The 15788-nt window shown below is 60.3% G+C and carries 12 protein-coding genes; 8 read left to right on the forward strand and 4 right to left on the reverse strand.

What is annotated here, in order from left to right:
- Positions 1–173 precede the first annotated feature (173 nt).
- The 3 genes from N5D61_RS07400 to N5D61_RS07410 all read left to right on the forward strand — a co-directional run bounded on the left by N5D61_RS07400 (position 174) and on the right by N5D61_RS07410 (position 6574).
- Positions 174–2096, forward strand: a complete 1923-nt coding sequence (locus N5D61_RS07400) for a DUF1302 domain-containing protein (RefSeq protein WP_279891726.1) — start codon at positions 174–176, stop codon at positions 2094–2096.
- Positions 2097–2111: 15 nt separating this feature from the next.
- Positions 2112–3476 (forward strand): DUF1329 domain-containing protein, encoded by a 1365-nt coding sequence (locus N5D61_RS07405; protein WP_279892080.1) that lies wholly within the window; start codon positions 2112–2114, stop codon positions 3474–3476.
- 338 nt (positions 3477–3814) lie between these two features.
- Positions 3815–6574: a LuxR C-terminal-related transcriptional regulator gene (locus tag N5D61_RS07410; protein WP_279891727.1), complete on the forward strand. Its 2760-nt coding sequence runs from the start codon at positions 3815–3817 to the stop codon at positions 6572–6574.
- A 58-nt stretch (positions 6575–6632) separates the two neighbouring features.
- Here N5D61_RS07410 and N5D61_RS07415 read toward each other — a convergent pair whose 3' ends face one another.
- Positions 6633–7832, reverse strand: a complete 1200-nt coding sequence (locus N5D61_RS07415) for an HD-GYP domain-containing protein (RefSeq protein ID WP_279891729.1) — start codon at positions 7830–7832, stop codon at positions 6633–6635.
- A gap of 323 nt (positions 7833–8155) precedes the next feature.
- On the opposite strand from N5D61_RS07415, the gene N5D61_RS07420 reads away from it, so the two are divergent.
- Together N5D61_RS07420 and N5D61_RS07425 are read left to right on the forward strand one after the other, a co-directional pair.
- Positions 8156–8800 carry an MBL fold metallo-hydrolase gene (locus tag N5D61_RS07420; RefSeq protein WP_279891731.1) on the forward strand — a complete coding sequence of 215 codons (645 nt, stop codon included), beginning with the start codon at positions 8156–8158 and terminating at the stop codon, positions 8798–8800.
- A 109-nt stretch (positions 8801–8909) separates the two neighbouring features.
- Entirely contained in the window at positions 8910–9608 is a 699-nt protein-coding gene (locus N5D61_RS07425) for an OmpA family protein (protein WP_108239123.1), read from the forward strand.
- A 119-nt stretch (positions 9609–9727) separates the two neighbouring features.
- Here the strand turns inward: N5D61_RS07425 and N5D61_RS07430 are convergent, their stop codons facing one another.
- From N5D61_RS07430 to N5D61_RS07440, 3 genes are all read right to left on the reverse strand, one after another.
- Complete coding sequence (locus N5D61_RS07430; RefSeq protein WP_279891734.1) at positions 9728–10627, reverse strand: acyltransferase; 900 nt, start codon at positions 10625–10627, stop codon at positions 9728–9730.
- 80 nt (positions 10628–10707) lie between these two features.
- A complete protein-coding gene (gene pta / locus N5D61_RS07435) occupies positions 10708–12801 on the reverse strand; it encodes a phosphate acetyltransferase (RefSeq protein WP_279891736.1) in 2094 nt (697 codons plus the stop codon).
- 210 nt (positions 12802–13011) lie between these two features.
- Positions 13012–13392 carry a DUF3565 domain-containing protein gene (locus N5D61_RS07440; protein ID WP_279891739.1) on the reverse strand — a complete coding sequence of 127 codons (381 nt, stop codon included), beginning with the start codon at positions 13390–13392 and terminating at the stop codon, positions 13012–13014.
- Between N5D61_RS07440 and N5D61_RS07445 the strand changes: the two genes are divergently transcribed.
- From N5D61_RS07445 to N5D61_RS07455, 3 genes are all read left to right on the forward strand, one after another.
- Positions 13361–13846 carry a peptidylprolyl isomerase gene (locus tag N5D61_RS07445; RefSeq protein WP_108239164.1) on the forward strand — a complete coding sequence of 162 codons (486 nt, stop codon included), beginning with the start codon at positions 13361–13363 and terminating at the stop codon, positions 13844–13846. The genes N5D61_RS07440 and N5D61_RS07445 overlap by 32 nt on opposite strands.
- 131 nt (positions 13847–13977) lie before the next feature.
- Positions 13978–14460 carry a glutathione peroxidase gene (locus N5D61_RS07450; RefSeq protein ID WP_108239127.1) on the forward strand — a complete coding sequence of 161 codons (483 nt, stop codon included), beginning with the start codon at positions 13978–13980 and terminating at the stop codon, positions 14458–14460.
- 222 nt (positions 14461–14682) lie between these two features.
- Positions 14683–15786, forward strand: coding sequence for an NADH:flavin oxidoreductase (locus tag N5D61_RS07455; RefSeq protein WP_279891743.1), 1104 nt, complete (start codon positions 14683–14685; stop codon positions 15784–15786).
- Positions 15787–15788 lie beyond the last annotated feature (2 nt).

Genomic DNA, 15788 nt, shown 5'->3' on the forward strand with positions numbered 1-15788 from the left:
TGCTGGCTATAGTCGGCAGTAGGTTGGTACCGGAGAAAGACGCCTTCATCGTTTCGCAGCTTTGCATGGGCTGCCCGATACGCGTCGACACCCAGGCACTGCGGATCAGTCCACCTGAGTCGTTTCTGGAAGCACCCACTGCCATAAAAATAAAAGCACATGGAGTAGCGTCGATGACATCAGCAAACCTGTTCTGGCGCCGGGCGAAACTGCCTCTGGCCGTCAGCCTCGCGTCCTCGCTCGCCGGACCCGCATTCGGCGTCAGTTTCAACATCGGTGAAATCGAAGGTAATTTCGACTCGTCCCTGTCCATCGGCGCCAGTTGGTCGACGCAGAACGCCAACAAGAACCTGATCGGTTCGAACAACGGCGGACACGGTCTTTCGCAAACATCCGATGACGGTCATTTGAATTTCAAAAGTGGGGAGACCTTCTCGAAGATCTTCAAGGGCATCCATGATCTGGAGCTGAAGTACGGCGATACAGGGGTGTTCCTGCGGGGCAAGTACTGGTACGACTTCGAGCTCAAGGACGAAGGCCGCGAGTTCAAGGACATCAGTGATTCGGGTCGCAAGGAGGGAGCCAAGTCCTCAGGCTTCGAACTGCTCGACGCGTTCGTCTACCACAACTATTCCATCGGCGATGAGCCGGGCTCGGTGCGGTTCGGCAAGCAAGTGGTCAGTTGGGGCGAGAGCACCTTCATTGGCGGCGGGATCAACAGCATCAACCCCATCGACGTTTCGGCCTTCCGTCGTCCCGGTTCGGAAATCAAGGAAGGCCTGATTCCGGTCAACATGTTCTACCTGTCCCAGAGCCTGACCGAGAACTTGTCGGCCGAGGGCTTCTACCAGTTGGAATGGGACCAGACCGTGGTCGACAACTGCGGCACGTTCTTCTCGCAACCGGACGTCATCGCCGATGGCTGCAAGAACAACCTCGCAGTGCTGCGCACGCGCAACAGCTTGAACGCTGCTTTGCCAGCTGCGCTGCGTAACCCGGTGCAAAACGCACTCTCCCAGCGCGGCGTGGTGTTCGGCAACCCTGACGAGGGGGCGGTGGTGCGTCGTGGTCCTGACCGTGGTGCCCGTGACAGTGGCCAGTACGGCGTGGCGATGCACTACAACTTCGAGCCGCTGGATACCGAATTCGGTGCCTATTACATGAACTACCACAGCCGCCTGCCGATTTTCAGCGGCAAGGGTGGCCCGGCCAGCGCTTACAGCGGCGCAGGCCTGGTAGGGCAGTTGGCGCGCAACGGCGTCCCGGTTGGCGTGGCGACGAGCCTTGCGCCGACCTTGCTGCCACTGGTGGTCGCGGGCAACTCCAGCTATTACGTCGAGTACCCCGAAGACATCCACCTGTTCGGCCTGAGCTTCTCCACCACGTTGCCGACCGGCACCGCGTGGAGCGGCGAAATCAGCTACCGCCCGAACGCGCCGGTACAACTGAACACCACCGACATCCTCTACTCCGGATTGACGCCACTGAACCCCAGCGTTGCCTTGTTGCAGGGTTCGCCCAATGCCGATCAGAAGGGCTACCGCCGCAAGGAGATCAGCCAGGCCCAGACCACTTTCACCCATTTCTTCGATCAAGTGATGGGGGCTGAACGTCTGACGGTCGTGGGTGAAGTGGGATGGACTCACGTCGGTGGTCTGGAAAGCACCTCGAAGCTGCGTTACGGACGTGACCCCAGCTACGGTCCTGGTCCGCTGCCGAACGGTCAGTGCACGACCCTCAACGCGGGCACCCTGGCCGGGGCGCCGCTGAACAATCTCAGCCGCTACTGTGAAAACGACGGTTTCACCACCACCGATTCCTGGGGCTACCGCGCTCGCGCCATCTGGGATTACAACAACGTGTTCGCCGGCGTGAACCTCAAGCCAAGCGTGGCTTGGTCCCATGACGTCGACGGTTACTCCCCAGGCCCTGGCGGCAACTTCGAAGAAGGCCGTAAAGCGGTCAGCCTGGGGGTGGAGGCGGAGTATCAGAACACCTACACCGCCAACCTTTCGTACACCAATTTCTTCGATGGCAAGTACACCACCGTGGATGACCGCGATTTCGTGGCGCTCAGCTTTGGCATGAATTTCTAAGGAATGACCATGAAGATGAAAATAACAAAGGGTCTGCTGCAGGTCGGCGTTCTGGGGCTGTCGTTGTTGGCGACCGGGGTGATGGCGGCAGTTTCCGATTCCGAAGCGGCGAAGCTGGGCACTACTCTGACGCCGATGGGGGCCGAAAAGGCTGGCAACGCGGCCAACACCATCAGCGCCTGGAGCCCCATGCCCACCAACGCGGGCGCGGTGGACGAAAAAGGCTTTTTGGCCAACCCGTACGCCAACGAAAAACCGCTGTTCACCATCACTGCGCAGAACGTCGAGCAATACAAAGACAAACTGGCGCCGGGCCAATATGCGATGTTCAAGCGATACCCCGACACCTTCAAGATGCCGGTCTATCCGACCCATCGTGGCGCCACGGTGCCTGCCGACGTAGCTGCCGCGATCAAGCGCAACGCCACCAACACTAAACTGGTAGCCGGTGGTAACGGCTTGGAAAACTTCGAAACTGCCGTGCCATTCCCGATTCCAAAAGACGGCCTGGAAGTCATCTGGAACCACATTACCCGGTACCGCGGCGGCAGTGTTTCGCGGCTGGTCACTCAGGCCACGCCGCAAACCAACGGCTCGTTCAACCCGGTGTACTTCCACGATGAGTTCGTCTTCCGCGACAAGATGAAGGATTTCGATCCGAAGAACCCGGGGAACATCCTGTTCTACTTCAAGCAGGAAGTGACCGCTCCGGCGCGTCTGGCAGGTTCCGTGCTGCTGGTTCACGAAACCCTCGACCAGGTCAAGGAGCCGCGCGCGGCTTGGGTTTACAACGCCGGCCAGCGCCGCGTACGTCGGGCGCCACAGGTGTCGTATGACGGGCCGGGTACGGCAGCGGACGGCCTTCGCACCTCCGATAACCTGGACATGTATAACGGCGCGCCTGACCGCTACGACTGGAAGCTGATCGGCAAGCAGGAGATGTACATCGCGTCCAACAGCTACAAACTCGACGATCCGAAGCTCAAGTACACCGACATCATCAAGGCAGGACACATCAACCAGGACCTGGCCCGCTATGAACTGCGCCGCGTCTGGCACGTGACCGCGACCCTGAAGGAGGGCCAGCGTCACATCTACGCCAAGCGCGACTTCTTCATCGACGAAGACACCTGGCAAGCGGCGGTGATCGATCACTACGATGGCCGTGGCCAGTTGTGGCGTGTGGCGGAAGCCCACGGCGAGAACTACTACGACAAGCAAGTGCCTTGGTACGCACTCGAAGCCCTGTACGACCTGCAATCGGGCCGCTATCTGGCGCTGGGCATGAAAAACGAAGAGAAGAAGGCCTATGACTTCGGTTTCACCGCGACGATCAGCGACTTCCAGCCTAACGCGCTGCGTCAGGAAGGGGTGCGGTGATCGCGTGAACGCATGGGGCGCAGGGGGGGCATTGTTGATCACAGCGGCTAAGCACCCGATGTCCTGCGCTGCTCTACCCTGAGGCCGAGCGCCAAGGGCGCCACACCATCACCCCGATTCGTCGGGGTGATTCCCCGCAAACCCGCCATCGCCGCGCGGCCGCTCCAGAAAGTGGCGATCCCTGAGCCCACCTCCGGCCTATGAAGCGACATTCGCGGTGTTGATTGGATATGTTTTCTTACAGTCTTTCGTCGAACATTCTTCAAAACCCGCACCATAGCCGCTAGTCTCCCGTCAGTTGAACGCCGAATAACAAACACTTTTAACAAGAGTCGGCCATGACTGATCTGTCGCGTTTGCAAGGATTCGCAAATCACGCGGTCACTTCACTGGAGGGGCGGTTCTTCCGTCCGCCACTGCCTGAGGGCTACGTGCCCAGACCACGTCTGTGCGAACGTCTGGGGGCGGGGCTTTCAGGGCGTCTGCTGCTGGTCAGCGCGCCAGCCGGTTTTGGCAAGAGCTCCCTTGCCGTCGAATTCTGCGAGAGCCTGCCCGAGCAATGGCAGAACCTCTGGCTGGGCTTAAGCCAGCGCGACAGCGACCCCGGGCGTTTCCTCGAGCGCTTGCTGGCCGGCCTTCAACACTTCTTTCCCCAACTCGGTAGCCAGGCCCTAGGGCTGCTGAAAATGCGCCAGCGACATCAGCCCTTCGCCTTCGAGGAATGGCTCGATGGCCTGCTCGATGAGCTGACGATGCACCTGATGTTGAGCAAACCCCTGCTGCTCGTGCTCGACGACTACCATCTGGTTCAGGGCCCGGTACTCAATCGTTGCCTGCAATTTCTCCTTAACCACTTGCCTGCCGGTATGGTCGTGATGGTCACCAGTCGCCAGCGGCCGGACTGGCATCTGGCGCGGTTGCGTCTGTCGCGCCAGTTACTCGAACTCTCTGAGCAGGATCTTCGTCTGACCGACGAGGAATCCCGGGCGGTGCTCGATCAGCGCGGCAGCACCCTGAGCGAAGACGCCCTCAGCAACCTGCTACAGCGCAGCGAGGGCTGGGTGGCGGGGCTGCGCTTCTGGTTGCTGGCTGCTGCGGAGGCCGGGGGCGATGCGTTGGCGCAGGAACTCAACGGCGGCGAGGGAATGATCCGCGACTACCTGCTGGAGGAAGTCATCGACTGCCTGCCCTCCGAGGTGCAGGCTTTTTTGTATGAAACAGCCTGCCTTGAGCGGTTCTGCAGCGCCCTGTGCAACGCTGCTCGCGACACCCATGACAGCGCCGAAATGCTCGCCTTTCTCCAAGCTCACCAAGTGTTTCTGGTGCCTCTGGATGAGCACGGTCGCTGGTTCCGTTACCATCACTTGTTCTCCGACCTCTTGCGTGCGCGGGCCGGCAGCACAGTGGCGCCCCAACAACGACGGCTGCACCTGAATGCTTGTCGCTGGTTCAGCGAGCAGGGGCTGCTCGATGAAGCCATTGAACAGGCATTGCGGGCGGGGCATCACGATGTCGCGGCTAATTTGGTGCAGAACCTCTCCGAAGAGCAACTGCTGGCCGAGCAGAACGTGGGCATGCTGCTGCGCTGGAAGATGGATTTGCCGGACAGCCTGCTGATCAGCACCCCCCGACTGATCGTGTTGTACGCCTGGGCGTTAGGGCTGGCATGCCAGCTCGACGCGGCCGAGGAACTGGGCAATCACCTCAGCCGCTTTCTGCCTGCGCCTTCGGCGACCGCGCAAAAATCCATGCTCGCTCAATGGCTGGCATTGAGTGGAATCATCGCGCGCGGCCGTGGCGACCGCGAAACCGCCGAGCGCTATTGCAATGAAGCCTTGGCCAGCCTTCCGCAAAAGCGTTATGGCCAGCGCCTGCTGTGCCTGTCGACACTGGCCAATCTGGCGATTGCCGAGGGCGACCTATGGCGCGCCCGGTCTCTGAACCGCGAAGCGCTGGAGTTGGCGCAGCGGGTGGCCAACCCCTTGTTCGAGGCACTGGCCCACTACGATCGGGCGCGCACATTGCAGGCTCGGGGCGAGGCGTTGCGAGCGCTGGAGGAGGTGCGTCAAGGTTTGCGTCGTCTGGCCGGGCTGTCGTCACAGCGGCTTTACGCGGTTCGCGCAAGGCTCACGCTGTACGAGGGGTACCTGCTTGTTCAGTGCCTGCAAACCGAGGCCGGCCGCGCTAGGCTCGAAGCGGGGCTGAGCGAGGCCCGCGCCTGTCGCGACATCAGCGTGCTGATCGGGCATTGCGTCATCGCGGGCCTGGCGGGGCGAGAAGGACGCTTTGCCGATGCCTTCGCCGAACTGGCCGAGGCCGAGCGTCTGATGCATATCTGGGATGTGCCGCCGGTCTATTATCTGGCGATGATCACGTTAGCCAAGTGCGAGCTGTGGCTGGCGCAGGGGCGCATCGACCTGGCCGATGCCTGGCTGCTGCGCTTGGGCCAGACGTATGGCGGCGAACGGCCTGCAGCGGCGCCCGAATGCCTGCCGCAGATGCCGCAGCACATTGAATTGCTGCGTGCCTCGCTGGTGCGGGTCCAGGGGCGCAACGAGGACGCCGCCCGCCGTTTGAGCCAGTTGGAGGACCACGCCCATCGCATTGGCGCAGGGCTGCTTGGGGTATACGCCGCGACTCAGCATCTGCTGCTCGCGTTGGCCGCGCACGACACGTCCAAGGCGCCGGATTTGCTTGATCGAAGCCTTCTGGGCGCGACCGGCGGCGCGGTGTTGCCGTTTCATGGTGTGATTCATCAACACGCTGCCTGGCTGCACGAGCAATTGCTAAAACGCCCGCGCTGCCGGTTGGTCGACTATCTGCTCAATCAACTGCCCCCCGGCACTGAAAAGGCCCTGCCATGCGCGCGAGACATGAGTGAGCCAGTGGCCTGTTCCGGCGGCGACACGCTCAGTGCGCGCGAATTGGGTGTCCTGCAACTCATCGCGCAGGGCTGTTCGAATCAAGAGATCAGCGAGCGGTTGTTCATTTCCCTGCACACGGTGAAAACCCACGCCAGCCACATCAACAGCAAGCTGGGGGTCGAGCGGCGTACCCAGGCGGTAGCGCGTGCACAGGAACTGGGATTGCTCGGGTAATCACTCCCACCGTTGGTTACCTGCGTCGGCATCCTGCCGTTGCGGCGCGAGCGAACGTTTAAACCCAAGCCTCTCCCGCCCATAGTTTTTCAATGTCGCGCAGCCCCCAGTCAGCAGCCAGTTCGCACTTGACGATCGCGTCCTCTTCATCGGCGTGGGCCAGGTCGATGACTTTGGGAGCGCAAGGCAAGCGGGTGCGGGTCGACAGAACGACTTTCACTTTAGGATGCAGCAGTGATTTTTCGCCCTGTTCCATGACGACACCCAGGCGCTCGCTTTTCAGGCGAACCAATGTGCCGACAGGGTAAATGCCGATGGTCTTCACGAAGTGCTGAAAAATCGTCTCGTCGAAATGGCCTTTCCAAGACGCCATTTCGCGAATCGATTGCGCAGCATCCCAGCCCTTTTTGTAAGGGCGATCTGAGGTCACGGCGTCGTACACGTCGCAGATTGCGCCCATGCGCGAGAAGAGGCTGATCGCTTCGCCTTTGAGTCCGTGGGGATAGCCGCTGCCGTCGATCTTCTCGTGGTGATGCAGGCATACATCCATGACTGCCGGGGTGGTTTGCTGTGTGTCTTGCAGGATCTTCAGTCCGGCTTCGGGATGGTGCTTCATCGCCTCGTACTCTTCCAACGTCAGCCGATCCGGCTTGTTCAGGATGGCGGCGGGAATCATCATTTTGCCCACGTCGTGCATCAGTCCGGCGACACCGGCTTCGCGCACCTGTTCCTCGCTCATTTCCATCTGCCGTGCCAGCGCTACCATCAGGGCGCACACGGCGACAGAGTGCATGTAGGTGTATTCGTCGGAGGTTTTCAGGCGGGACAGACTGATCAGTGCATGGGGATGACGCATCACTGAGGCCGAGATTTCCTCGACCAGCAGGTCGACGTCCTCGGCATTCATGGCCCGGCCCATGCGAGCGTCAGTGAACATGGTCATGACGGCCGCCTTGGCCCGGCCACAAATCGCCTTGGCGCGTATGAGCTCCTCGTCCAGGCTGCTTGGCGCGGTGTCGGGCTTGTACGGGATGGAGCACGCTTCGGCCAGAATCGTCGCCCGCTCATCCGGACCTCTTCCGCGCCTTGTATCGATCCACACCTCGCGTATCGAGGCCTTGATGCGCTGCAATACTGCCTCGTCACACAGCTCGCGTTCGACGTTTTGCGTCCAGAACGGATCATGAAGCCGTGGGCGGCAGAATTCGTGGATATACATGCCCAGCGTCAAATCGGAGACGGCTATTTTTCTTAGCATGGCGCCTGCTCGCAACACGTAGGTCTGGCTGCCCTGCGGGATCATCGAGTGACATCTTATCTACTCGAACGCCACCGGATTCGATGGTTGCGCAGGGCCAGTATATGGGCAGTATTTCGAAAAAGACATCGGTCAAAACGGCGCGCAAAATGGCCCGATTTCCGGATTTTTCCAACGAGGCAAATAGTTAGCGGCGGATGCTCGAAGAGGTGTGAAAAAGGCCGCCGAAAATAATTTTGCTGAATGTGGGCGGGTTGAATGTCCCTCGATTTCGGGTGACCCTTGCCCGACCCTGTCGAACTCAGCGCTGGCACCCCCCTACCATGAATGCTCAGAACACCCCACTCATACGAGAAACCTTCCCCGTCGGACCTTTGCAGTGCAACTGCACGATCATTGGCGACCCGATCACCAAGACCGCAGTGGTCGTCGACCCCGGCGGCAATCCGGAATTGATCATGGCCAAGCTCGAAGCCCACGGGTTGAAGTGTGTGAGCATCATCCACACCCACGCCCATCTGGATCATTTTCTGGCGTCCGGGCAGTTGAAGGAGAAGACCGGCGCGACGTTACACCTGCATAAAGAGGATAAGTTTCTGTGGGACAACCTTGAAACTCAGTGTCAGGTATTTCGCGTGCCCTACGTGCCGGTGCCTTCGCCGGATCGCTGGCTCGAGCATGACGAGGAACTGGCGTGCGGGTGCGGCATTGCGCTCCATACCCCAGGCCACACGCCGGGGTCGATGAGTTTCTGGTTCGAAGAGGCGCAATTGCTGATTGCGGGGGATACGCTGTTCAAACGCGGTGTCGGTCGGACCGACCTCTGGGGCGGCGATCAGGCCACCATCGTTCGCTCGATCAGAGAGCGCCTCTATACGCTGGATGAAGAGGCGACGGTGATCACCGGCCACGGCCCGGACACGCGGCTGGGGGACGAGATGCGAGAAAACCCTTTCGTGCGGGCGTGAAATCGTTCAGGCGGTGTTAAGGAATTTTTGACAGGGAGCATGCTCTAATTGGGCACATCGCCCGGCCCTTGCAGTGGCTGGGTAAAAGCAAAACAGGAGCTCGTTCCAGATGTTTACCTTTCGCCGTTTGATCATCGCTGCCACTGCGCTCGCCGTTTTGTCGGGTTGCGCGTCGCAAAATCCATACGACAATCAGGGACAGGCTCAGAATTCCGGCGGCATGAGCAAAACCGCCAAATACGGTGGTCTAGGTGCGCTGGCTGGGGCCGTCGCCGGCGCCGCCATTGACCACAACCACCGTGGCAAAGGTGCATTGATTGGCGCAGCCGTCGTCGGTGCGGCGTCTGCGGGTTACGGTTATTACGCTGACAAACAGGAAGCCGCCTTGCGCGCCAGCATGGCCAACACCGGTGTCGAAGTGCAGCGGCAGGGTGACAACATCAAACTCGTGATGCCTGGCAACATTACCTTCGCCACCGATTCTTCGGCCATCGCCAGCAGCTTCTACGCACCGTTGAACAACCTGGCGGGCTCTCTGAAGCAATACAACCAGAACATGATCGAAATCGTCGGCTACACCGACAGCACAGGCAGCCGTCAGCACAACATGGATCTGTCGCAACAGCGGGCACAGAGTGTGGCGACGTACCTGACGTCGCAAGGTGTGGATGCCTCGCACCTGTCGGTCCGCGGTGCCGGTCCCGATTCGCCGATTGCCAGCAACGCCGACGTGAATGGCCGCGCCCAGAACCGCCGCGTCGAAGTCAACCTCAAGCCGATTCCAGGTCAGCAATACCCGCAACAGTGATTTGAATCTGCCGTCAGACGCCAGTCTTGAAAGCCCCGGCCTATGTGCCGGGGTTTTTATTTGTGGCGGCCACCGTCGTGGCGCAACGCGAGATTGGCGCGCCAGGCGGCGCTGGGGAGTCAGCGGGGATAACGCTGATGCATCTGCTCCAGCAACGCATCCTTCTCTTCCCACAACCCGTTGATCCATTGCTGGAACGCCGCACGGTAGGCCTCGTCCTGATCGTAGCTCTTGCCGATGAACTGGGCAGGGATATGCACCTCTTCGAAATGCGCGACCACTTCGCGCACCCGCCCGCATAGCAGGTCCCAATACCCAGGCCGACCTGCCGGGTAGTGGAGGGTAACGTTGACGATGGATTCCAGTTGTTCACCCATTGCGTCCAATACGAAGGCAATGCCACCGGCCTTGGGTTTCAGCAAGTAACGAAACGGCGATTGCTGCTGGGCCTGTTTGGCTGGAGTGAAGCGGGTGCCTTCAACGAAATTGAAAATGCCCACCGGGTTGTCGCGAAATTTCGCGCAGGTCCGGCGCGTGGTTTCCAGGTCCTTGCCTTTCTTTTCTGGATGCTTTGCCAGATAAGCCTTGCTGTAGCGTTTCATGAAAGGAAAACCCAGTGCCCACCAGGCGAGGCCGATCACCGGGACCCAGATCAATTCCTGTTTCAGGAAGAATTTCAGCGGGCGAATGCGCCGGTTGAGCACGTACTGCAACACCATGATGTCGACCCAACTCTGGTGATTGCTGGTTACCAAGTACGAGTGTTGATAGTCCAGCCCCTCCAGGCCGCTCAGGTGCCAGCGGGTCCGCCCGAGCAGGTTGATCCAGGCATTGTTGTTGCTGATCCACGCTTCATGAATGTGGCCCATCAGCCAGTCAGTGAGTTTCTGTGCGGCCGGGAAGGGCAGGCAGAGTTTGAAGAGGGCGACTATGAACAGCGGTGTGCAGCAGACGACCGTATTGAGCGCCAACAGCAGCGAGGCGATGACGCCGCGCAAGGGGGCGGACAGTGAACTCATGGAAAATCGAACTCCGAGGTAAGACGGCCGCCGGTGGATGCCCGGCGGCGTTATTGTGAGCAAGAACCTGCACGCGGGTGTTACTGCGGCAAGGTAGCGGCCTGAATGGCCGTGAGGGCAATGGTGTATACGATGTCATCGACCTGAGCTCCGCGTGGCAGGTCGTTGACCGGCTTGCGCAGGCCTTGCAGCATCGGGCCCAGGCTGACGCAGTCCGCGCTGCGTTGCACCGCTTTATAGGTGGTGTTGCCAGTGTTGAGATCCGGGAACACGAACACGTTGGCGCGCCCGGCCACCGGGCTGTCTGGCGCCAGTTGCCGAGCGACGGTTTCGTTGGCCGCGGCGTCGTATTGCAATGGGCCGTCGATCAGCAGGCCGCGCTGGGTTTCCCGCGCCAGTTGTGTGGCTTCACGGACCTTTTCCACTTCCTCGCCGCTGGCTGAATTACCGCTGGAGTAGCTGATCATCGCCACCCTCGGCGACAGCCCGAACGCCACCGCCGAGTCAGCGCTCTGCACCGCGATTTCCGCCAATTCCTGGGCGGTGGGGTGCGGGTTCATGATGCAGTCGCCGTAGACCAGCACTTGTTCGGGGAAAAGCATGAAGAACACCGACGACACCAGCGTGCAGCCTGGGGCGGTCTTGATCAACTGCAACGCGGGGCGAATGGTATTGGCGGTGGAGTGGATCACCCCCGAAACCAATCCATCCACTTCGTCCAGCGCCAGCATCACGGTGCCGATTACCACAGGGTCTTCCAGTTGCTGCTCGGCCATTGGAGCGTTGAGGCTCTTGTTTTTACGCAAGTCGACCATCGGCTGGACGTAGCGCTCGCGAATTGCGTCAGGGTCGAGGATTTCCAGCCCTGGGGGCAACTCGATGCCTTGGGCGCGTGCAACGGCCTGGACGTCCTCGGGCTTGGCGAGCAGCACGCAGCGCGCAATCCCCCGCGCCTGACAGATCGCCGCAGCTTGCACTGTCAACGGTTCGGCGCCCTCGGGCAGCACGATGCGCTTGTTGGCGGTCTGGGCGCGCTGAATCAGTTGGTAGCGGAATACGGCAGGCGAGAGGCGCATCTCACGCGGCGTCCCGCAGCGTTGATGCAGCCAGGCGGCGTCCAGGTGGCTGGCGACGAAGTCGGTGATGATTTCCGCCCGCTCGCGGTCATCGATGGGAATCTCTTTGTTCAATTGATTGAGCTGATTGGCGGTGTCGTACGAGCCAGTGCTGACCGACAGCACGGGCAGCCCGGCTTGCAGGGCGCCGCTGCACAGCTCCATCAGGCGCGGGTCGGGATGCGTGTCGCTGGTCAGCAGCAGCCCCGCCAAGGGCACGCCGTTCATGGTGGCCATGCTCACCGCCAGGATGATGTCGTCGCGATCGCCTGGGGTCACCACCAGCACACCGGGTTTGAGTAATTGCAAGGTATTGAGCACGGTGCGCGCGCAGATGATGATCTTCGACATGCGACGCTGTTCGTAGTCGCCCGCATTGATCACCTGAGCGCCCAGCAACTCCGCCACGTCTCGCGTGCGCGGGGCGTTAAGGTCAGCCTGAAACGGGATGCACCCCAGCAGGCGGAAATCACCACTGCGCAGTAACGGTGAGTGCTCCTTGAGCCGAGCCGAAAACCTTTCCATGCTTTCCTCGGTGCGCACTTTGTTGAGGATCACACCCAGCACTTTCGGGTCTTTCGGACCGCCGAACATCTGCGCCTGCAGCTCTACCCGGCCCGACAGCTCCGTGAGCACTTCGTTTTCAGGCGCCGAGACCAGAATCACTTCGGCATCCAGCGCCTTGGCCAGATGCAGGTTGACGCGGGCGGCATAGCTGGCCGTGCGGGTTGGCACCATTCCTTCGACAATGACCACATCGCGACCGGCGCAGGCTTGCTGGTAGAGATTGATGATCTCCTCCAGCAGTTCGTCGAGTTGGCCTTCGCCGAGCATACGCTCGACGTGGGCCAGGGCCAGCGGCTTGGGCGGCCTGAGGCCGTGGGTGCGCGCCACCAGTTCGGTCGAGCGCTCTGGGCCGAGATCGCCCGGATGAGGCTGAGCGATGGGTTTGAAAAAGCCGACTTTGAGTCCGGCGCGCTCCAGGGTTCTCACCAGCCCCAGGCTGATGGACGTCAAACCCACACCAAAGTCTGTGGGCGCGATAAAGAAAGTCTGCATGCGGGCTTCTCGAAGGTGAGCGTGCAAAGGTCATCAATGGACCGGGCGAAACAGGACGCCGTTCAGACGCAGCGTCTCAAGTGTCTTGTCAGGCTCCGTACGAAATGTTTTGAGGCGAAGGTAAGGCAAGGCGAAAATAGCCAAAGAAGCGGAATCTACGGGTTGTAAATGAGCATTCCGAGGCTGTTTTCAACGCAGCATGACCGAGTCTCAGGACTTTTCGTATGGAGCCTGGGGCGCAAGGTTATCGTCATCTGCCCCCTGCGCGCACCAGCCACAATGAAAGGGCTGGCCAATTTTTTCCTGGCGCTGCTTTGAATCCAGCACCCATGCCCGCGATTGCCAAGGCGGCTGATGGCGCAAATGCTGGGTGTGGCCGCACGACAGTTCAGCGATCCAGTGGCCGTCCTGGTCTTGCCGGAAGCCGGTTACGGTGGTGTCGTTTCTGGGAAATGCGGGGTCGCGCAATCGGGGCCGTCCGTCTGAGTTGCGTTCGCTTTCGCGCGAGGGCTTGGTTAGACTTGGTCGCTCATCTCTCTTTTTGCAAAAGGTCTTACCCATGCCGATCGCCGCCAACAAGGCTGTCTCCATCGACTATACCCTGACTAACGACGCTGGTGAGGTCATTGACAGTTCGTCCGGCGGCGCGCCGCTGGTTTACCTGCATGGTTCGGGCAATATCATCCCGGGTCTGGAAAAGGCGCTGGAAGGCAAGGACGTCGGCGACGAGCTGAAAGTGGCTATCGAACCGGAAGATGCCTACGGCGAGTACTCCGCAGAGCTGGTCAGCACCCTGAACCGCAGCATGTTCGAAGGCGTCGACGAGTTGGAAGTCGGCATGCAGTTCCACGCCTCGGCGCCCGATGGTCAGATGCAGATCGTCACCATCCGTGATCTGGACGGCGATGATGTGACCGTGGACGGCAACCATCCATTGGCGGGCCAGCGTTTGAACTTCCAGGTCAAGGTCGTTGCCGTTCGCGACGCCAGCCAGGAAGAGGTCGCTCACGGTCATGTGCATGGCGAAGGCGGCCATCACCACTGATTTGTCCTGCTAAGCTCTAATGGCTGGCCAGGCGTCCTCGCGGTCTTTGCGAAAATCCATGGGTTTTCGCGGTCCGACAGGGCGCCTTTTTCGGTGGATGGTTATAGGCAAAGAGCGGGGGGCGTTTCGTCATGAGTATATTTCACGACCTGAAATTAAAAGCTCTGGATGGTCAGGAGCTGCCTCTCGCGCCCCTTAAGGGCAAAGTGGTGCTGGTGGTCAATGTCGCCTCCAAATGCGGCCTCACGCCACAATACGCCGCGCTTGAAAACCTCTATCAGAAATACAAAGATCGCGGTTTCAGCGTTCTCGGGCTGCCGTGCAACCAATTTGCCGGCCAAGAACCCGGAACTCAGGACGAAATCCGGGAGTTCTGCTCACTGAACTACGGCGTTACGTTCCCCTTGGGCGACAAACTGGAAGTCAATGGTCCGCATCGCCACCGGCTTTATCAAATGCTGGCGGGTGAGGGCGCGGAATTCCCAGGCGATATCACCTGGAATTTCGAAAAGTTTCTCGTTGGGCAGGACGGCCGTGTGCTGGCGCGCTTCTCACCACGCACTGCACCGGATGACCCCGCCGTGATCCAGGCCATTGAAAAGGCGCTGCATTGATCTCTGTTGCACCTTTTTGTAGGAGCGCGCTTGCCCGCGATTGAGATCTGTCTGTTGAACTCACAATAACTGACACACCGCAATCGCGGGCAAGCGCGCTCCTACAAGATCGATTATCAGCTTTTGAATCTTAATCACCCAAATCAATAGTGCTAGGCATCGCGGTCTCGTCGGCTCATGCTTTATGACCTTCATCATATTTGCGGCCGCCGAGGAGCTCCAATGCCAGTCAAAGCCTTGTTCAAACCTTTCACTATGGGTGGCCTGGCGCTCCCAACACGCGTCGTGATGGCGCCCATGACCCGCTCGTTTTCGCCGGGAGGCGTGCCGAATGCCCAAGTGGTCGAGTATTACCGGCGCCGTGCAGCGGCCGGGGTCGGTTTGATCATCACGGAAGGCACGACGGTCGGTCACAAAGCCTCGAATGGTTACCCCAATGTGCCGCAGTTCTTTGGTGAAGCGGCATTGGCGGGCTGGAAGAACGTGGTCGAGGCGGTTCACGCCGAAGGCGGCAAGATCGTTCCGCAACTCTGGCACGTAGGCGCTGTGCGCCGGCTGGGCACCGAACCCGATGGGACCATCCCGGCATACGGCCCGACTGAAAAGCTCAAAGATGGCCAAGTAGTCGTTCATGGCATGAGCAAGCAAGACATCGCGGATGTCATCGCGGCATTCGCCCAGGCTGCGAAGGACGCCAAGGCCATTGGCATGGATGGCGTGGAAATTCACGGTGCTCACGGTTACATCGTGGATCAGTTCTTCTGGGAGGGGACCAACCAGCGCACCGATGAATACGGCGGCGACCTGGGGCAGCGCTCACGGTTCGCTATCGAGTTGATTCAAGCGGTGCGCGCGGCCGTGGGGCCGGATTTCCCCATCATTTTTCGCTACTCCCAGTGGAAGCAGCAGGATTACAGCGCGCGGCTGGTGCAGACCCCCGAAGCGCTCGACGCTTTCCTCAAGCCGCTGTCGGACGCAGGTGTGGACATTTTCCACTGTTCGACGCGCCGCTTCTGGGAGCCGGAGTTCGAAGGCTCCGACCTCAACCTGGCGGGTTGGACGCGTAAGCTGACCGGCAAGCCGACGATTACCGTGGGCAGTGTCGGTCTGGATGGTGAGTTCCTTCAGTTCATGGTCAATACCGACAAAGTTGCCAAACCGGCGAGTCTGGAGAACTTGCTCAAGCGACTGAGCGATGAAGAATTCGACCTGGTGGCGGTGGGCCGCGCGCTGCTGGTCGACCCGGACTGGGCCATCAAAGTGCGGGAAGGACGTGAGCAGGACATCCTCCCGTTCAGTCGGGATGCGCTGGGCCGGCTCGAGTGATT

Source organism: Pseudomonas sp. GD03842 (assembly GCF_029841165.1).
GTDB lineage: Bacteria > Pseudomonadota > Gammaproteobacteria > Pseudomonadales > Pseudomonadaceae > Aquipseudomonas.